The organism is Pseudoxanthomonas sp. GM95 (assembly GCF_900109775.1).
Classification (GTDB): Bacteria; Pseudomonadota; Gammaproteobacteria; order Xanthomonadales; family Xanthomonadaceae; genus Pseudoxanthomonas_A.
In genome coordinates this window covers 236705-253239 of record NZ_FOAX01000001.1, presented here as the reverse complement: position 1 = coordinate 253239, position 16535 = coordinate 236705, and the positions used below count along the sequence as shown (strand labels likewise).

At 69.8% G+C, this 16535-nt stretch carries 16 protein-coding genes; 15 read left to right on the top strand and 1 reads right to left on the bottom strand.

Features of this window, described 5'->3' with window-relative positions:
- Positions 1–2: 2 nt before the first annotated feature.
- Both fliO and fliP read left to right on the top strand, forming a co-directional pair.
- Positions 3–668: a flagellar biosynthetic protein FliO gene (fliO, locus tag BMZ17_RS01160; RefSeq protein WP_093134170.1), complete on the top strand. Its 666-nt coding sequence runs from the start codon at positions 3–5 to the stop codon at positions 666–668.
- Positions 665–1537, top strand: coding sequence for a flagellar type III secretion system pore protein FliP (gene fliP, locus BMZ17_RS01155; protein ID WP_093134165.1), 873 nt, complete (start codon positions 665–667; stop codon positions 1535–1537). Before fliO ends, fliP begins: the two co-directional genes overlap by 4 nt.
- 162 nt (positions 1538–1699) lie before the next feature.
- Here the strand turns inward: fliP and BMZ17_RS01150 are convergent, their stop codons facing one another.
- Entirely contained in the window at positions 1700–2041 is a 342-nt protein-coding gene (locus tag BMZ17_RS01150; RefSeq protein ID WP_093134162.1) for an endonuclease domain-containing protein, read from the bottom strand.
- 282 nt (positions 2042–2323) lie between these two features.
- Between BMZ17_RS01150 and BMZ17_RS01145 the strand changes: the two genes are divergently transcribed.
- The 13 genes from BMZ17_RS01145 to BMZ17_RS01085 all read left to right on the top strand — a co-directional run bounded on the left by BMZ17_RS01145 (position 2324) and on the right by BMZ17_RS01085 (position 16475).
- Positions 2324–2593: a flagellar biosynthetic protein FliQ gene (locus tag BMZ17_RS01145; RefSeq protein WP_093134158.1), complete on the top strand. Its 270-nt coding sequence runs from the start codon at positions 2324–2326 to the stop codon at positions 2591–2593.
- 6 nt (positions 2594–2599) lie between these two features.
- The gene (gene fliR, locus BMZ17_RS01140; protein ID WP_093134154.1) at positions 2600–3388 is read left to right on the top strand and encodes a flagellar biosynthetic protein FliR; all 789 of its coding nucleotides are present in this window, start codon (positions 2600–2602) and stop codon (positions 3386–3388) included.
- Between the two features lie 29 nt (positions 3389–3417).
- Positions 3418–4581, top strand: coding sequence for a flagellar biosynthesis protein FlhB (gene flhB, locus BMZ17_RS01135; RefSeq protein WP_093134151.1), 1164 nt, complete (start codon positions 3418–3420; stop codon positions 4579–4581).
- Between the two features lie 17 nt (positions 4582–4598).
- The gene (gene flhA / locus BMZ17_RS01130) at positions 4599–6659 is read left to right on the top strand and encodes a flagellar biosynthesis protein FlhA (protein WP_175485516.1); all 2061 of its coding nucleotides are present in this window, start codon (positions 4599–4601) and stop codon (positions 6657–6659) included.
- A gap of 392 nt (positions 6660–7051) precedes the next feature.
- Positions 7052–8734: a flagellar biosynthesis protein FlhF gene (gene flhF, locus BMZ17_RS01125; protein WP_093134143.1), complete on the top strand. Its 1683-nt coding sequence runs from the start codon at positions 7052–7054 to the stop codon at positions 8732–8734.
- Positions 8721–9575 (top strand): MinD/ParA family protein, encoded by an 855-nt coding sequence (locus BMZ17_RS01120; RefSeq protein ID WP_093134139.1) that lies wholly within the window; start codon positions 8721–8723, stop codon positions 9573–9575. The genes flhF and BMZ17_RS01120 overlap by 14 nt, the downstream gene beginning before the upstream one ends.
- On the top strand, positions 9572–10324 hold the full coding sequence (locus tag BMZ17_RS01115; RefSeq protein WP_093134135.1) for an RNA polymerase sigma factor FliA: 753 nt from the start codon (positions 9572–9574) through the stop codon (positions 10322–10324). Before BMZ17_RS01120 ends, BMZ17_RS01115 begins: the two co-directional genes overlap by 4 nt.
- Before the next feature lie 305 nt (positions 10325–10629).
- Positions 10630–11373, top strand: a complete 744-nt coding sequence (locus BMZ17_RS01110; RefSeq protein WP_093134131.1) for a flagellar motor protein — start codon at positions 10630–10632, stop codon at positions 11371–11373.
- 10 nt (positions 11374–11383) lie between these two features.
- A complete protein-coding gene (locus BMZ17_RS01105) occupies positions 11384–12424 on the top strand; it encodes an OmpA family protein (RefSeq protein WP_093134127.1) in 1041 nt (346 codons plus the stop codon).
- 1 nt (position 12425) lies between these two features.
- A complete protein-coding gene (locus tag BMZ17_RS01100) occupies positions 12426–13205 on the top strand; it encodes a ParA family protein (RefSeq protein WP_093134124.1) in 780 nt (259 codons plus the stop codon).
- The gene (locus BMZ17_RS01095; RefSeq protein WP_093134120.1) at positions 13202–14644 is read left to right on the top strand and encodes a putative bifunctional diguanylate cyclase/phosphodiesterase; all 1443 of its coding nucleotides are present in this window, start codon (positions 13202–13204) and stop codon (positions 14642–14644) included. The genes BMZ17_RS01100 and BMZ17_RS01095 overlap by 4 nt, the downstream gene beginning before the upstream one ends.
- A 9-nt stretch (positions 14645–14653) precedes the next feature.
- Complete coding sequence (locus BMZ17_RS01090) at positions 14654–15319, top strand: sensor histidine kinase (protein ID WP_093134115.1); 666 nt, start codon at positions 14654–14656, stop codon at positions 15317–15319.
- Positions 15320–15401: 82 nt separating this feature from the next.
- Positions 15402–16475 (top strand): HDOD domain-containing protein, encoded by a 1074-nt coding sequence (locus tag BMZ17_RS01085; protein WP_139202766.1) that lies wholly within the window; start codon positions 15402–15404, stop codon positions 16473–16475.
- Positions 16476–16535: the final 60 nt, after the last annotated feature.

Sequence of the window (16535 nt, the reverse complement as noted above, 5' to 3'; positions counted from 1 at the left end):
GCATGGCGGCGTCCGCACCGGCGCCGGCCCTGCCCGCGCCGATCGCGGAGGCCGCCGCCCCGTTGATCGGCGTGCCGGCGATGGCGATGGCCACGACCGACGCCGCGCAGGCCGATGCGTCTGTGCCCAAGACCGCTGCGACGACGCAGGACGTCGGGAATCCGGCACCAGCGCTGGCGACTTCATCCACGCCCGCGCCGACGCAGGACACGGCGACCACACAGTCCGCGGCGCCCGCCACCACCGCGCAGGTGGAAAAGCAGTTCACCGTCCCCGGCCGCCCGGCCGCATCGACCACCACCACGCAGGTCGGCATGCCGCTCGGCGCGCCAGCGGCCAAGCCCGGCGGGGCGGGCAGCATCGGTGGCGCAGTCCTTGCACTGGTCCTGGTGGTCGGCTTGATCCTCGTTCTGGGATGGCTGGCCAAGCGCATGCCGGGCATCGGCGGCGCCAGCAATCCGGCGTTGAAAGTGATCGGATCGCTGTCCTTGAGCCCGCGCGAACGCGTGGTGGTCGTGGCCGTCGGAGACACCCAGCTGGTGCTGGGCACCGGCGCCGGCGGCACCCGCGTCCTGCATCAGCTCGACACGCCGTTGCCCGTCACCCCGACCAAAGCGCCGCCGGCCTTCGCGCAGGTGCTGGCGCAACACTTCGGTAAGAAGCAATGAGCCGTTCGCGTCTGTTGTCACGCTCCCGCCTGATCCGCCTGCTGGTCGTCCTGCTGCTGAGCATCGCCCTGCCGCTGGCTGGCGGTGCTTTCGCACAACAGGCCGCCGCCCCGGCCGCGCCGCAGGCCCAGGCACCCTCCCCGGCCGCCGCGCCGGCGCAGAACAACCTGCCCACGGTCAGCGACCTGGCCGGGCAGACGCTGCCGCAGTTGAACGTCGGCCAGGTCGGCGGCGAGAAGGTCAGCATGCCGCTGCAGGTGCTACTGCTGATGACCAGCATCACGCTGCTGCCGGCCGCGCTGCTGGGCATGACGGCCTTCACCCGCATCATCATCGTGCTGGGCCTGCTGCGGCAGGCGCTCGGCACCGGCCAGACCCCGTCCAACCAGGTGCTGCTGGCGCTGGCGCTGTTCCTGACCTTCATGGTGATGACGCCGGTGTTCGACGCCTCCTGGGCGCACGGCATTGCGCCGTACCTGGACAAGACGATGGACTTCAAGACCGCCTGGGCGGCGGCGATCGATCCGTTCCGCGGCTTCATGCTGGCCCAGGTACGCCAGAACGATCTGATGACCTTCGCCAGCCTGTCCCACACCGGGCCGTACGCCAATCCGCAGGACGTGCCGTTCGGCGTGTTGGCTGCGTCCTTCCTGACCAGCGAGCTGAAGACCGCGTTCGAGATCGCCTTCCTGATCTACATCCCGTTCGTGATCATCGACCTGGTGGTGGCCAGCGTGCTGATGTCGATGGGCATGATGATGCTCTCGCCGATGCTGATCTCCGCCCCGTTCAAGATCCTGCTGTTCGTGCTGGTCGACGGCTGGGTGCTGGTGGTGGGTTCGCTGGCGTCGAGCTTCAATCCGTTCTGACGGCAAAGGCCACCCCCTCCCCGGCCCTCCCCTCCGTGCTGCGCACGCAAGGGAGGGAGCAGAATTCGCGATCCGATGGTGCGCTGCTTTTGGCTCCCTCCCTTTCGCGCAGCGAAGGGGAGGGCCGGGGTGGGGTTAGCTTCTGCGCTTGGCACTTTCGCCCTAGTCCACCTTCCCCAACGCCCGCAGGATGTTCTCCAGCACCATCTCGGTTCGCTGAAGGACGTCGTGATTCCAGTAACGCACGACACGATAACCCGCTGCATTCAATGCAGCCGTCCGCCTCGCATCGGCTTCGATTTGTTCGCCATGCTGGCCGCCGTCCAGCTCCACGATCAACCGTGCGGAAGGCGCGGCGAAATCCGCAATGAAGCCGGCAATCGGCATCTGACGGCGGAACTTGACGCCTGCCAGCTGTCCGCCGCGCAAGCGTTGCCAGAGGCGATGCTCGGCGTCGGTGGGCGCGTTGCGCAGCGTGCGTGCGCGATGGCGTAAGGCATCCATGCCTGGCTCCCCTATGACTGATCGCCAGACTAGCGCTGGGCGGAAAGGCGGAAAAGCCAACCCCTCCCCAGCCCTCCCCTGCTTCGCAAGGGAGGGAGCGGATCCTGCGACCTGATGGTGCACCGTTTTGACCCCCTCCCTTTAGCCGCAGGCCAAGGGGAGGGCTGGGGAGAGGTTATGCCCTTGGTGTCGCATTTTTCCACGGCGGCACGCCGCTTGCAGCCGTTGCGGCACGCGCCGGGCTTCCGGCGCCTTCCCTTGCCTCCTGATGCGCCGACCGCCATGACCCCCGAAACCGCCATGACCGAAATTTCCCGTGGGCTGGAGATCGCCCTGGTCCTGGGCGCGCCGCCGTTGCTGGCGGTGCTGGTGATCGGCGTGGTGGTGGGCATCCTGCAGGCGGCCACCCAGATCAACGAGCCGACCATCGCTTTCGTGGTCAAGGCGCTGACCCTGGTGGCGACCTTGGCGGTGGCCGGCAACTTCCTGCTGGGGCGGCTGACCAGCTTCACCATCGACCTGTTCCAGCGCATCCCGCAGCTGATCGGCTGAGGCACGATGGATGCCGTCACCCTGACCACGTCCACGGGCGTGGACCTGTTCAGTCTGCTGGCCACGGTGCTGTGGCACGCGCTGCGCATCGGTGCGGCGGTGCAGGTGTTGCCGGTCATCGGCGGCCGCATGCTGCCGGCGCGGGTGCGGCTGATCCTGGTGCTGGCGCTGTCGGCCACGCTCTCCACGGTGCTGCCCGCTGCACCGCCGATGGCGATCGATTCGGCCACGGTGCTGGGCGTGCTGCGCGAGTTCACCGTCGGCATCGCCATCGGCCTGATGCTGCGGCTGGCGTTCGAAGCCGGGCAGCTGGCCGGCGAACTGGTCTCCCAAGGCATGGGCCTGTCGTTCGCGACGATGGCCGATCCGCTCTCCGGCGCGTCCTCGCCGGTGCTGTCGCAGTGGTTCTTCCTGGTGTTCTCGCTGCTGTTCTTCACCCTGGACGGGCACCTGGCGCTGATCAGCCTGCTGGCCGACAGCTACAGCAACCTGCCCATCGGCGCGGCCCTGCCCGATACCCACGCGGTGCTGTCGGCGGTGCCGGATTTCTTCGGCGCCTGCCTGCGCGCCGGCGTGCTGCTGGCGCTGCCGGTGATCATGGCGCTGCTGGCGGTGAACATCGCGTTCGGCGTGTTGGCCCGCGCGGCCCAGCAGCTCAATCCCATGCAGATCGGCCTGCCGGTCTCGCTGCTGGTCGGCCTGGTCCTGCTGATGCTGCTGGCACGCCAGCTGCAGGCACCGGTGCAGTCGCTGTTCGACCAGGCCTTTGCCGCCGCCCGCGCGATCACTGGCTGAACACGGCTGCCTGACAGGACCGGACCACGATGAGCAGCGAAGACCAGGAAGACCGCACAGAGGCCCCAACCGAAAAACGCCTGCGCGAAGCCAGGGAGAAAGGCAACGTCCCGCGCTCGCGCGAGCTGGCCAACGTGGCGGTGCTGGGCTGCGCGGTGCTGGCGCTGAAGGTCAGCGCCGGCCACATCGGCGCGGTCAGCCGTGACTGGATGCAGGGTGCGCTGCACTACGACCGTGCCCTGCTGGATGCGCCCGACCGGCTGCTGCCGCACGCGGCCGGCCTGCTCGGCTCGCTGGTGGTGCCGATGCTGCCGATGATCTTCGCCGCGCTGGCCGCCTGCCTGATCTCGCCGGCCATCATGGGCAGCCTACGCTTTGCCGGGCAGTCGCTGCAGCCGGATTTCAGCCGGCTCAACCCGATGTCCGGCATCGCCCGCATGTGGGGCAAGGAAAGCCTAGCCGAAGTGCTTCGCTCGCTGCTGCGCGTGGCGCTGATCGGCGGCGTGGGCACCTGGATGGTCTACCGCGCCTTCAAGGCCCTGCTGGGCATGCCGCAGGCCTCGCTGGAGCAGTCGGTCGCCGGCGGCGTGCAGATGGCCATGACTACGCTGCTGGCGATGGTCGGCGCGCTGGGCGCGCTGGCCCTGATCGACGTGCCGTGGCAGCACTTCCAGTACCGCTCCAAGCTGAAGATGACCAAGCAGGAGATCCGCGACGAGCACAAGGAAGCCGAGGGCAACCCGGAAATGAAGGCCCGCGTGCGCCAGGTGGCCATGCAGATGTCGCGGCGCCGGATGATGGAAGCGGTGCCCACCGCCGATGTGATCCTGATGAACCCGACCCACTACGCCGTGGCCCTGAAATATAAGGCCGACGGCGGCATGCGCGCGCCGGTGGTGGTGGCCAAGGGCGTGGACGAGATAGCCATGGCCATCCGCGACCTGGCCGAGCAGCACCGCATCGCCGTGGTCGAGGCGCCGCCGCTGGCACGGTCCTTGTACAGGCAGGCGCAGGTCGATCAGGAAATCCCGGTGAAGCTCTACGCTGCCGTTGCTCAAGTGCTCTCTTACGTCTACCAGCTGCGCGCCTGGGCGCCCGGCCGTGGCCCGATGCCGTCGCTGGCGAGCATCGACGCCGGCCCCGAGGGCGCGGTCGACTACGATCCGCACGGCGCCAAGGAGTCGTCGCCGTGAGCGCACAACCGGGACGGATCTCCGTCAATGGCGTGATGGGCGCAGTCAAGAGCGGCGCGGCGGCCCCGCTGGTGGTGGTGGCGATGTTGGCCATGGTGATCGTGCCGCTGGCGCCGATCGTCCTGGACGGCCTGTTCACCATCAACATCGCGCTGTCGCTGGTGGTGATGCTGGCGGTCGTGTACGTGAAGCGGCCGCTGGAATTCTCGATCTTCCCCAGCGTCCTGCTGATGGTCACCCTGCTGCGCCTGGCGCTGAACGTGGCTTCCACCCGCGTGGTGCTGCTGCACGGCCACAAGGGCCCGGGCGCGGCCGGCCATGTGATCGAATCCTTCGGCCAGTTCGTGATCGGCGGCAGCTTCGCCGTCGGCATCGTGGTCTTCGCGATCCTGACCATCGTCAACTTCGTGGTGGTCACCAAGGGCGCCGGGCGCATTTCGGAAGTGTCGGCGCGCTTCATCCTCGACGCCCTGCCCGGCAAGCAGATGGCGATCGACGCCGACCTCAACGCCGGCCTGCTGACCCGTGAGGAAGCCAAGGCCCGCCGCCAGGAAGTGCGCGAGGAAGCGGACTTCTACGGCTCGATGGACGGTGCGTCCAAGTTCGTCCGTGGCGACGCCATCGCCGGCATCCTGATCCTGGCGATCAACATCATCGGCGGCCTGCTGATCGGCGTGCTCCAGCACGACATGAGCTTCGGCGAGGCGCTGCGTACCTACACCCTGCTGGCCATCGGCGACGGCCTTGTCGCCCAGCTGCCGGCGCTGCTGATCGCCACCGCCGTGGCCATGCTGGTCACCCGCTCCACCGGCGAGCAGGACATGGGCGCCACGGTGTCCAAGCAGGTGTTCGGCCACCAGCGCGCGCTGACGGTCGCCGCCCTGCTGCTGGGCCTGATCGGGATCATCCCGGGCATGCCGAACGTGCCGTTCCTGCTGCTGGCCGGCATCCTGGGCTTTGCCGCCTTCAAGCTGCACAAGCGCAACCTGGCCGCGCCCCAGGCCGAAGCCGCTGCGGCGGCCACCGCCAGCGCTGCGACCGCACCCAACGCCGAGCTGAGCTGGGACGAGATCCGCCCGGTCGAGCCGCTGGCCCTGGAAGTGGGCTACAAGCTGATCGCGCTGGTGGACAAGAACCAGGGCGGTGAACTGCTGGCGCGCCTGAAGGGCGTGCGCCGCAAGCTGACCCAGGACCTGGGCTTCCTGATTCCCGCCGTGCACGTGCGCGACAACCTGGAACTGGCCCCGGGCCAGTACCGCGTGCTGGTCCACGGCGTGCCGCTGGCCGGCGGCGACATCCACCCCGATCGCGAACTGGCGCTGGACCCGGGCCGGGTGTTCGGCGCGCTGGACGGCATCCCCGGCAAGGACCCGGCCTTCGGCCTGGACTCGACCTGGATCCTGCCCAGCCAGCGCGCGCATGCCGAATCATTGGGCTACACCGTGGTCGATGCGGCCACCGTGGTCGCCACCCATCTGTCGCACCTGATCCGCGAGCGCGCCGCCGAGCTGCTGGGCCTGGAGGAAGTGCAGCAGCTGCTGGCCACCCTGGGCCGCGGCAACGCCAAGCTGGTCGAGGACCTCACGCCCAAGCTGCTGCCGCTGTCGGTGGTGGCCAAGGTGCTGCAGTCGCTGCTGGCCGACAAGGTGCCGGTGCGCCAGATCCGCCAGATCGTCGAGACCCTGATGGAGCACGCCGTCCACACCCAGGACCCGGCGCAGCTGACCGCCGCGGTCCGCGTGGCGCTGGGCCGGTTCATCGTGCAGGAGCTCAACGGCATGTCCGACGAACTGCCCGTCTACACCCTGGCCCCGCAGCTCGAACGCGTGCTGCAGGATTCGGTCAACGGCTCCGGCGCCGCGCTGGAACCGGGCCTGGCCGAGCGCATCCACCAGAACCTGAGCCAGTGCGTCACCCAGCAGGAAAGCAAGGGCGAGCCGGCCGTGCTGCTGGTCCCCGGCAACGTCCGCGCCTCGATCGCCCGCCTGGTCCGCCACAGCGTGCCCTCGCTGTCGGTGCTGGCGTATTCGGAAGTCCCCGAGGACAAGCGCCTGCGCCTGGTCGGCTCGGTGAGCTGAGGGTTGGGGTTGGGGTTGCGACTTGAGGCGCGAGATTCTCCGCTAGCCGCAAACCCGCTTTTGGCCCCCTCCCTTTCGCGAAGCGAAGGGGAGCTCGATGTCGCGTTCTAGCGACTGAGGGGGAGGGATCGCTTTAGCACTTCGCTCCACCGCTTTTCGGGCACGTGTCAAAAGCCAACCCCTCCCCGGCCCTCCCCTGCACGCTACGCGTGCAAGGGAGGGCAGAAGCAACACGCCTGCTCGCACTGAGGCCCCCGGCGCAGTTCCACGCTCCCGCCTCCGCGACCCTGACCCCACGCCCGAATGCCGTCGCCCGCGCCGCGGCACAGCTCATGCAGGGAAGTCTTCGAGCGTGATGCCGGGTGGCCGGCAGCGCAGAAGAGTCCACTCAGATGAACATCAAGAGTTTCGTTGCCAGCGACATGCGCACCGCCCTGCGGATGATCCGTGACGCGCAAGGTCCCGATGCGGTGATCCTGTCCAGCCGGCCGGTGGCCGGTGGCATCGAAGTGGTCTCGGCCACCGAATACGACGAAGCCGCCCTGGCCCGCGCCATGCGCGCAGCTGGCGCCGATCCGAGCGATTCGACCCCGGCCGCCCTGTCGGCGCTGGCCCAGGGCCAGGGCCACGCCGGAATCTCGGCAGCCGTCGGAATCCCGGCGCAGCCGGTCGCCGTGGCCCCGGTCGCCGCGCCGGTCCAGGCCGCCCTGGCCGCGCAGCCCGATCAGGCCGCCGCGTTCGCCGCCGCCTTCACCAAGACCCGCGCCGAGAGCGCCGCGTCCGATTCGCTACTGGCCCGTGCCCGCGCCCGCCTCCTCGGCCACCACCACGAGCAGACCCTGGCCGAACTGGCACCCGCCCCGGCCCCGACCCTGGCACGCGCCACCGCGACGGTCGAGGCTCGCGCCCCGCAGGTCGAAGCCGCCGAGTTCCAGGTCCCCGATTTCGCCGCCAACCTGCGCGCCCGCCTGGCTGCCAGCGAGGCCCAGGCCACCGTCACCCTCAACATGACCCAGGCCGCCCAGGCCCAGGTCGCCGCGCCGATCGCCGCCGCGGTGATCGAGGCCGTCGCCCCGGCCAGCGTCGAAGCGGCCTTCGCGCCCATCGAGGAGCAGCCCGTCGCCCCGGCGCGCCCGGCCCTGACCCTGATCACCACGCCCGAAGTGGACCCAGCCATCGTCGCCATGCGCGAGGAAATGGCCCGCATGCGCGCCCTGATGGAAACCCAGATGGAGCAGCTCTCGCTGGAGCGCCTGCGCGGTTCGCCGGCGCGTGCCGCCGCGTTCGATGCGCTGACCCGCTACGGCTGCGAGCAGCAGCTGGCCCAGACCGTTGCCCTGCGCATCGACCCGACCCTGCCGCTGTCGGAGATCAATACCGCCATGGTCGCCGAGCTGGCCCACAGCCTGCCGGTCACCACCGCCGAGCCGATCGACGAGGGCGGCATCATCGCCCTGGTCGGCCCGACCGGCGCCGGCAAGACCACCACCGCGGCCAAGCTGGCCGCGCGCTTCGCCGCCCGCCACCGCGCCCGCGACGTGGCCCTGATCACCACCGACTGCGAGCGCCCGGGCGCGCACGAGCAGCTGCAGGCCTACGGCCGCAAGCTGGGCATCACCGTGTGCGAGGCCCGCGGCATCGGCGGCCTGCAGCTGGCCCTGGAGCAGCTGGCCGACTACCCGCTGGTGCTGGTCGATACCACCGGCTACGCGCCGACCGACCGCGCCCTGTTCAACCAGATCCTGTGGCTGCGCTCCACCCGCAAGGTCCGCAGCCTGCTGGTGCTGCCGGCCAACGGCAATCCGCAGGACATGGGCGAAGTCATCCGCCGCTACCGCCCGGCCGAGCCGGAAGGCCTGGTCCTGACCAAGCTGGACGAAACCGGCTACCTGGGCAGCGCGCTGTCGGTCACCGCCCGTGCCGGCGTGCCGATCGCCTACACCACCAATGGCCAGCGCATCGACAGCGACATCGACGCGGCCGACGCCGAACGCATCGCCCTGGCGATGGAAAGCGCGCGCCACAGCAGCGACGTCGCCACCCAAGGTATCGAGGCCCGTCATGCCGTCGCCTGAGTCCGGCCCCATGCAGATGCCCCGCGTCATCGCCGTTGCCAGTGGCAAGGGCGGCGTCGGCAAGACCACCACCTCGATCAACCTGGCCGCGGCCATGGTCAACGCCGGCCAGCGCACGCTGCTGCTGGATACCGACCTGGGGCTGGCCAACGCCGACGTGATGCTGGGCCTGTCCCCGCGCTTCACCCTGTCCGATGTGTTCGCCGGCAAGTGCACGCTGGCCGATACCGTGCTGGAAGGTCCCAACGGCCTGATGGTGGTGCCGGCCGCGTCGGGCAAGCAGCACATGGCCCAGCTTTCGCCGCAGGAGCACGTCGGCCTGGTCCACGCGTTCTCCGAGCTGGACATCCCGCTGGACGTGATGGTGATCGACAACGCCGCCGGCATTGCCGATGGCGTGCTGACCTTCTGCCAGGCCGCGCACGACGTGGTGGTGGTGGTCTGCGACGAGCCCGCCTCGATGACCGACGCCTACGCGCTGATCAAGGTGCTCGGGCGCGATCGCGGCCTGACCCGCGTGCACGTGCTGGCCAACCAGGTCGCCGATGCGACCGAAGGCCCGGCCCTGTTCGCCAAGCTGGAGCGCGTCACCTCGCGCTTCCTGGACATCACCCTGAACTACCTGGGCGCGATCCCGCGCGACGAGTGGCTGCGCCGTGCGGTGCAGCGCCAGGAGGCCGTCGTCGACGCCTTCCCCTCGGCGCCGTCGGCGACCGCCTACCGCGACATCGCCCGTCGCGCGCGCCAGTGGCAGCTGCCCACCGGCCCGCGCGGGCACGTGGAATTCTTTCTTGAACGGATGGTCGGCCAGTCCGCCGCCCACGGGAGCCGTGCGCCATGAACGCCCTCGCCACGCGCAGTTACCGCGCCAACCAGAACGGCTCGGCCAGCGACATCGTCGAAAAACACGGTGAACTGGTCCGCCGCATCGCCCACCACCTGGCCGCGCGCCTGCCGGCCAGCGTCGAGATCGACGACCTGATCCAGGCCGGCATGCTGGGCCTGATCGACGCGGCCCGGAACTACCAGGCCGACCAGGGCGCGACCTTCGAGACCTATGCCTCGATCCGCATCCGTGGCGCGATGATCGACGAGATGCGCCGCGGCGACTGGACCCCGCGTTCGGTCCACCGCAACTACCGGCAGATGATCGCCGCGGTGCGCCAGATCGAGCAGTCCACCGGCCGCGCGGCGACGCCGGCGCAGGTGGCCGCGGCGCTGGAGATCCCGCTGGACGAGTACCACCAGATGGTCGAGGACGCCGCTCGCGGCCAGCTCTCGAGCCTGGACGCGCACATGGAAGAACACGACGGCGAGCCGCAGCTGGCCACCGCCGACCGTGCCACCCCGGCGCGTGCGTTCGAGGACGAAGCCTTCCGCGGTGCGCTGGCCGAGGCCATCGCCAGCCTGCCCGAGCGCGAAGGCCTGGTGCTGTCGCTGTACTACGAACAGGAACTCAACCTGCGCGAGATCGGCGCGGTGCTGTCGGTCAGCGAATCGCGGGTCTGCCAGATCCACGGCCAGGCCATGGTCCGCCTGCGCGCGCGCCTGGCCGAGTGGAAGCGCGAGCCGCAGGACGAGGAAGACTGAGGACACCCTGGCGGCGCCTAGCGCGCCGCTGCACCGCCCGCGCGCGGCGCTTCGAAGCAACCGGTCACAGTCGGCAAAAAGTCGGCACCTTTGCCTGCGTTTCGGCAGGCCACCGCAGCACCCGGCCGCCCCGCGCAACGCCGCGCGGCCTTCTCCCTCGGCACGCATCTTGCTGTGCCTGAGTGCAGCCGGTCGCCCTGACCGGACCTGCCCTGGCCAGGTCGCAGACCCGGCCCGGTCCGTGCCCGTTGCGACGGGCAAAAATTCCCCCTTCAGGATTCCGGCCCCCGGCCGTCAAAGTGACCATGGACAAGCTCAGCCTCATTGGTGGAATTCTCGCGCTGTGCGCACTGCTGCTTGGCAGCGTGCTCAAGGGTGCGGGCATCGAAGCCCTGTGGTCGCCGGCCGCGTTCGTCATCGTGGTGGTCGGCACCTTCGCCGCGATCATGATCCAGACCCACATGAGCACCTTCATGCTGGCGTGGAAGCTGGCCAAGTGGGTGTTCCTGCCACCCAGCCAGGACCGCGCCGGCACCCTGGCCAAGATCGTCGAGTGGTCCAACACCGCGCGCAAGCAGGGCCTGCTGGGCCTGGAAGCCCAGGTCAAGGAACAGGACAACCCCTTCATCAAGAAAGGCCTGCAGATGGTCGTGGACGGCATCGAGCCGGACTCGATCCGCAACGTGCTCGAAACCGAGATGCACCACCAGCAGACCCGCAACACCGCCGCGGCCAAGGTGTTCGAGGGCATGGGCATCTATGCACCGACCCTGGGCATCATCGGCGCGGTGCTGGGCTTGATCGCGGTGATGAAGAACCTGGCCGACCCGTCCAAGCTGGGCCACGGCATCGCCGCCGCGTTCACCGCGACCATCTACGGCATCGGCCTGGCCAACCTGCTGTTCCTGCCGATGGCCAGCAAGCTCAAGGCGCTGATCGCCGAGCAGAACGAATCCAGCGAGATGGTCCTGGAAGGCCTGATCGCCATCGCCCAGGGCGAGAACCCGCGCAACATCGAGTCGCGCCTGTCCGTCTACGTGCAGCACTAAGGGCACGACGATGGCGCGCAAGCATGTCCACGAAGAACACGCCAACCACGAAGCCTGGGCCATCCCCTATGGCGACCTGGTGACGCTGCTGCTGGCGCTGTTCGTGGTGATGTATGCGATCTCCTCGGTCAACGAGGGCAAGTTCCGCGCGGTGTCCGATGCGCTCAACGCCGAGTTCGGCGGCCCGCCGCGCTCGATCTCGCCGCTGCAGCTGGGCAAGCACCAGCTGCTGGGCTCTTCGTTCGATCGTCCCTCGCTGGCCACGGCCGCCGCGCGCAATGGGCCGGCGCCAGCCAGCCAACTGATGCAGTCCAAGCTGCGCCAGTCGCTGGACATGCCGCGCTATGGCAAGACCACGCCCGGCATGGTGCCCACCGCGCTGGACGGCAATGGCGCAGGTCCCGGCGCCGGCAAGGGCAATGGCACTTCCGAAGGCCAGCTGATGGCGCTGGGCGAAAACATCCAGGCCGTGCTGTCCGACCTGGTGCAGAAGAAGCTCGTCACCGTGCGCCGCGGCGCCAACTATCTGGAAGTGGAAATCCAGAGCGACATCCTGTTCGCCAGCGGTGTGGCCGCGCCCAATCCCGTCGCCGCCAAGACCGTGCGCGAAGTGGCCGACGTGCTGCGCGATGTGCCCAACGCCGTGCGCGTGGAGGGCTATACCGACAACCAGCCGATCGCGACCGCGCAGTACGCCTCCAACTGGGAACTGTCGGCCGCGCGCGCCGCCAGCGTGGTCCACGTGCTGGCCGACCAGGGCGTGCCGGCCTCGCGCCTGGCCGTGGTCGGCTACGGCGAATACCAGCCCATCGCCGACAACAGCACCGCCGAGGGCCGCAATGCCAACCGTCGCGTGATGCTGGTCATCCTGGCCGCACCGGAAGGCGCGCCGCAGGGTCCGGATGCGCTGGTCGCCACGCCCACCGTCGCCGCGCAGGTACCGGCCGCTGCGCCGTCGCCCGATGCCGCGACCCTAGCCGCCCCGCCGGTCGCCACCGCCGTGCCCGCGGCCATGACCGGCGTCAGCCCCGCCGCACAGGGAGGCAACTGACATGCAGATCTGGGCAATCGCCAACCAGAAGGGCGGCGTCGGCAAGACCACCAGCACCCTGTGCCTGGCCCGTGGCCTGGCCGAATCGGGCCAGCGCGTGCTGCTGATCGACCTGGACCCGCACGCCTCGATGACGCGCGCGTTCAACGTGCCGCGCCATCCGGTTCCCAGCGGCACCCATGAACTCTTTTCGGTCGGCGCGCCGGGCCTGGATACGCTGGCCCGCACCACGCCAATCGAGCGGCTGCGCCTGCTCGCCGCCCAGCCGGGCCTGGCCACGCTGGAACGCCGCAGCGCCACCCAGCCGGGCCTGGGGATGGCCCTGCAGCGCGCGCTGGCCGGCGTCACCCAGCTCTACGACTACACCCTGCTCGATTGCCCACCCACGCTGGGCCTGCTGATGGTCAACGCGCTGGCCGCCGCCGATTGCCTGGTGGTGCCGACCCAGACCGATCCGCTGGCCCTGCACGGCCTGGCCGACATGCTGCGCACCGCCGAAATGGTGGAGACCTCGCGCCGCCGGCCGCTGGCGCGCTTCGTCCTGCCGACGCTGTTCGACAAGCGCACCACCCTGGGCGCGCAAAGCCTGGAACTGCTGCACGGCCTGTACGCCGGCCGCGTGTGGCCCGACGCGGTGCCGATGGACGCGCGCCTGCGCGACGCGCGCGCGATCGCCGCCAACAGTCCGCTGTCCGGCGCCGGCGCCGACGCCTACCAGCAGGCGCTGGACTGGTTGCTCGCCCAGCCGCCGGCGACCACGCCGCAGAGCCGGGCTGCATGAACCATCCGCCCTCCGACGACCTGCTGGTGCATTACGTCGACGCGTTGCTGGACAGCGTGCCGCGCGAACCGACCCGTGCCGAGGAAGACCCGGTCACCGGCCTGCCCAACCGCAACGCGCTGCTGGCCACGCTGGACGCGCGGCGCATGTCCGGCGAACCCACCGCGGTCGCGCTGCTGGGCCTGGACAACTTCCGCTCGATCATCGTGACCCTGGGCCACGGCACCGCCGAGACCGTGCTGCAGGTGGTGGCCGCGCGCCTGCTCGCGCGCCTGCCCGACGATGTGTACCTGTCGCGCCTGGATGGCGACGAGTTCGCGATGGCCTTCCCCAGCGCGCGCCAGAAAACCATCGAAGCGATGCTCAATGCCTTGCTGCTGGACTTGGCCCAGCCCTGTGAAGTGGACCTGCATCGCGTGCACTTGGACGCCTGCATCGGCATGGCGCTGGACCACGACGAGGCCCCGGCCATCGCCGACGAGAGCGGCGACGAAATTGCCGCGGTCGATGTCTCGCCCGAGCGCCCCGACGCGCTGGAACTGGTGACGCGCGCGCAGCTGGCCATGCACCACGCCAAGCGCACGCGCGGCCGCTCGCTGCGCCGGTTCGAGCCAGGCATGCGCACCGAGGCGATCGACCGCCGCAAGCTCGACCTGGAGCTGCGCCGCGCCGAGCGCGACGGCGAGTTCGAGCTCCACTACCAGCCGCAGATCGAACTGAAATCCGGCCGTGTCGCCGGCGCCGAGGCGCTGCTGCGCTGGCGCCATCCCGAGCGCGGCCTGCTGATGCCGGCCGCGTTCCTGGACGCGCTGGCCATCAGCGGCATCGCCACCACCGTGGGCTGGTGGATCCTGGAGCAGGCCTGCAAGGACGCCACCACCTGGCCGTTGGTCGATGGCCGGCCGCTGGCGGTGAGCGTCAACCTGTTCCCGGCGCAGTTCGACCACGAGGATTTCCTGCACGAGGTGGACAACGCGCTGATCAACAGCAAGCTGGCCCCGGCGCGCCTGGAACTGGAACTCACCGAAACCATCGCCCTGCGCAACGACGAAGGCTGCGGCGCCACGCTGCAGGCGCTGCGTCGCCGCGGCGTGCGCGTGGCCTACGACGACTTCGGTACCGGCTATGCGTCGCTGTCGATGCTGCATCACCTGGCCGTGGACCGGGTCAAGATCGATCGCGGGTTCGTGCGCGATGTGATGCAGGACCGTGGCGACGCGGCGATCGTGCGTTCGATCCTGCTGATCGCGCGCAACTTCGACCTGCAGGTCACGGCCGAAGGCGTGGAGTCCAGCGTGCAGGCCGAATTCCTGCGCGCGCTGGGCTGCAACGAAGTCCAGGGCTACCTGTACTCGCCCGCGCTGCCAGCGCTGGAGTTTGACCAGTGGCTGGACAGCTACCAGAAGGCGCGCGAGCTGCCGGGCAGCCACCTCGCGTAATCTTGCGGGATGACCGCGTCCCGGCCGCCCGCGCCACCCGACTCGCTTCCCACCGGCGCCCTGCTCGATGCGCAGGAAGCCGAGCGGCGTGCACTGGCCCGAGACCTGCATGACGAGGTCGGCCAGCTGCTCACCGCGCTGCGCCTGAGCGCCAGCGCCCTGGCCGATACCTTGGAAGATCCAAGGCAACAGGACCTGGCCTGCGATGTGCTGGTGCTGGCCGACGACGCGCTGGCGCGCATTCGCAGCGTCGCGCGCGGCCTGCGCCCGCCACAGCTGGACAGCCTGGGCCTGGTCGCCGCGCTGCAGGATCTTGGCGATGCATTGGCGGCACGCGGGCACGCCACGCTGGACCTGATCGCCCCCTCGGATTTTCCCCGCGCCGCACCCGCGATCGAACTGGCCGCCTACCGCATCGCGCAGGAAGCGATCACCAACGCGCTGCGCCACGGCCACGCGACCCGGCTCACCGTCCAGCTCGCACACACCGACGATGGCCTGCGCCTGCAGGTGGACGACAACGGTCGCGGTTACGACACCACCCAGCCGCCGGGCTTCGGCCGGTTGGCCATGCGCGAGCGCGCCACGCTGCTCGGCGGCAGCCTGCAGGAAACCGCCACGGATGCTGGCAGCCGTGTCATCGCGCTCCTGCCCACACCCGCGCAACCGGCATAAAACACCTGAAAAACCGCGTTCTTGCGTGAACGCGTTGTTATCATCTCCGCTGGAACGTGCAACACGACACCTTGGAGAGACAGTGCACATCGTAGTGGCGGGCGAACACGGCGAAGACGCCGCAACCTTGCGGGCCGAACTGGCCAGCCAGGGACTGGACTGGGAGGTCACCTGGCTGCCGCTGGACGATGGCCCAACGCCGCTGGGCGCGATGGACGCGCTCGATGCGCTGGTGTGTTTTTCGGCCCACGGCTGGAACCGCTGCAACCTGCTGCTGCACCACGTGCGCGACCAGCACCCGCTGGCGGCGCGCATCGTGCTGATGGACGGCCATCGCGACGAGGAAGTGATGCATGCGCTGGACGTGGTCCATCGCGTGCTGCCGGTGCCGCTGGATGGCGTGGCCGTGATCGAAGCGATCGAAGGCATGGCGACCCTGCGCGGCCTGCTGGACGACGCCGGCCTCAAGCAGGCGATCGAACGCGCCGGCCCGCTGCCGGCCGCGCCGCGCCAGTACCTCACCCTGACCCGCATGCTGCGCGATCCTTCGACCCAGGCCGGCAACGTGGTCGACGTGGTGTCGCAGGACCCCGCACTGGTCGCGCGCGTGCTGCGCCTGAGCAATTCGGCCTATTACTCCGGTGGCCGCGAAATCAGCGACCTGCGTACCGCGGTGATCCGCCTGGGCCAGGACGCGTTGCGGCAGCTGGTGCTGGCCAGCGAAGTGTTTTCCTCCGGCCCCGGCGCCGACGTGGTGCGCGAGCGCGCGCTGCGCATCTCGCGCCTGAGCGCGCAGCTGCTGCCCGGCGCCAGCGTCGGCCTGGCCGGCACCGCGGGCCTGCTGTCGCAGGTCGGCATGCTGCTGCCGCCGATGCAGGTCGAGCGGGACGGCGAGCAGGTCAGCCTGTCGCACGGGATTGCCGGCGCCTACCTGTTGGGCCTGTGGGGCCTGCCCGCGCCGATCGTCGAGGCCGTCGCCCATCACCAGCAGCCGGCGCAGGCCGGCAATGTGTTCTGGGTGACCGGCGCGGTGCACGTGGCCGCCGCACTGGTCGAAGGCCACGAGCCGGACCTGGACTACCTGCGCCGGGTCGGCCGCCTGGACCAGCTGCCACGCTGGCGCGCGCTGGCCGATAGCGCATTCGAACCCGCCTGACCCAAGGAAAAGAGATGTGGGAGCTGCTCCAGCAGCGATGGGGCTTTATCGGTAAGGCTC

Coding starts and splice junctions, on each gene's coding strand:
- BMZ17_RS01120 (WP_093134139.1), top strand. CDS start 8,721: ATGCCGTCGCCTGAGTCCGGCCCCATGCAGATGCCCCGCGTCATCGCC.
- BMZ17_RS01150 (WP_093134162.1), bottom strand. CDS start 2,041: ATGGATGCCTTACGCCATCGCGCACGCACGCTGCGCAACGCGCCCACC.
- BMZ17_RS01095 (WP_093134120.1), top strand. CDS start 13,202: ATGAACCATCCGCCCTCCGACGACCTGCTGGTGCATTACGTCGACGCG.
- BMZ17_RS01110 (WP_093134131.1), top strand. CDS start 10,630: ATGGACAAGCTCAGCCTCATTGGTGGAATTCTCGCGCTGTGCGCACTG.
- BMZ17_RS01100 (WP_093134124.1), top strand. CDS start 12,426: ATGCAGATCTGGGCAATCGCCAACCAGAAGGGCGGCGTCGGCAAGACC.
- BMZ17_RS01115 (WP_093134135.1), top strand. CDS start 9,572: ATGAACGCCCTCGCCACGCGCAGTTACCGCGCCAACCAGAACGGCTCG.
- flhF (WP_093134143.1), top strand. CDS start 7,052: ATGAACATCAAGAGTTTCGTTGCCAGCGACATGCGCACCGCCCTGCGG.
- flhB (WP_093134151.1), top strand. CDS start 3,418: ATGAGCAGCGAAGACCAGGAAGACCGCACAGAGGCCCCAACCGAAAAA.
- BMZ17_RS01145 (WP_093134158.1), top strand. CDS start 2,324: ATGACCCCCGAAACCGCCATGACCGAAATTTCCCGTGGGCTGGAGATC.
- fliR (WP_093134154.1), top strand. CDS start 2,600: ATGGATGCCGTCACCCTGACCACGTCCACGGGCGTGGACCTGTTCAGT.
- BMZ17_RS01105 (WP_093134127.1), top strand. CDS start 11,384: ATGGCGCGCAAGCATGTCCACGAAGAACACGCCAACCACGAAGCCTGG.
- fliO (WP_093134170.1), top strand. CDS start 3: ATGGCGGCGTCCGCACCGGCGCCGGCCCTGCCCGCGCCGATCGCGGAG.
- fliP (WP_093134165.1), top strand. CDS start 665: ATGAGCCGTTCGCGTCTGTTGTCACGCTCCCGCCTGATCCGCCTGCTG.
- BMZ17_RS01090 (WP_093134115.1), top strand. CDS start 14,654: ATGACCGCGTCCCGGCCGCCCGCGCCACCCGACTCGCTTCCCACCGGC.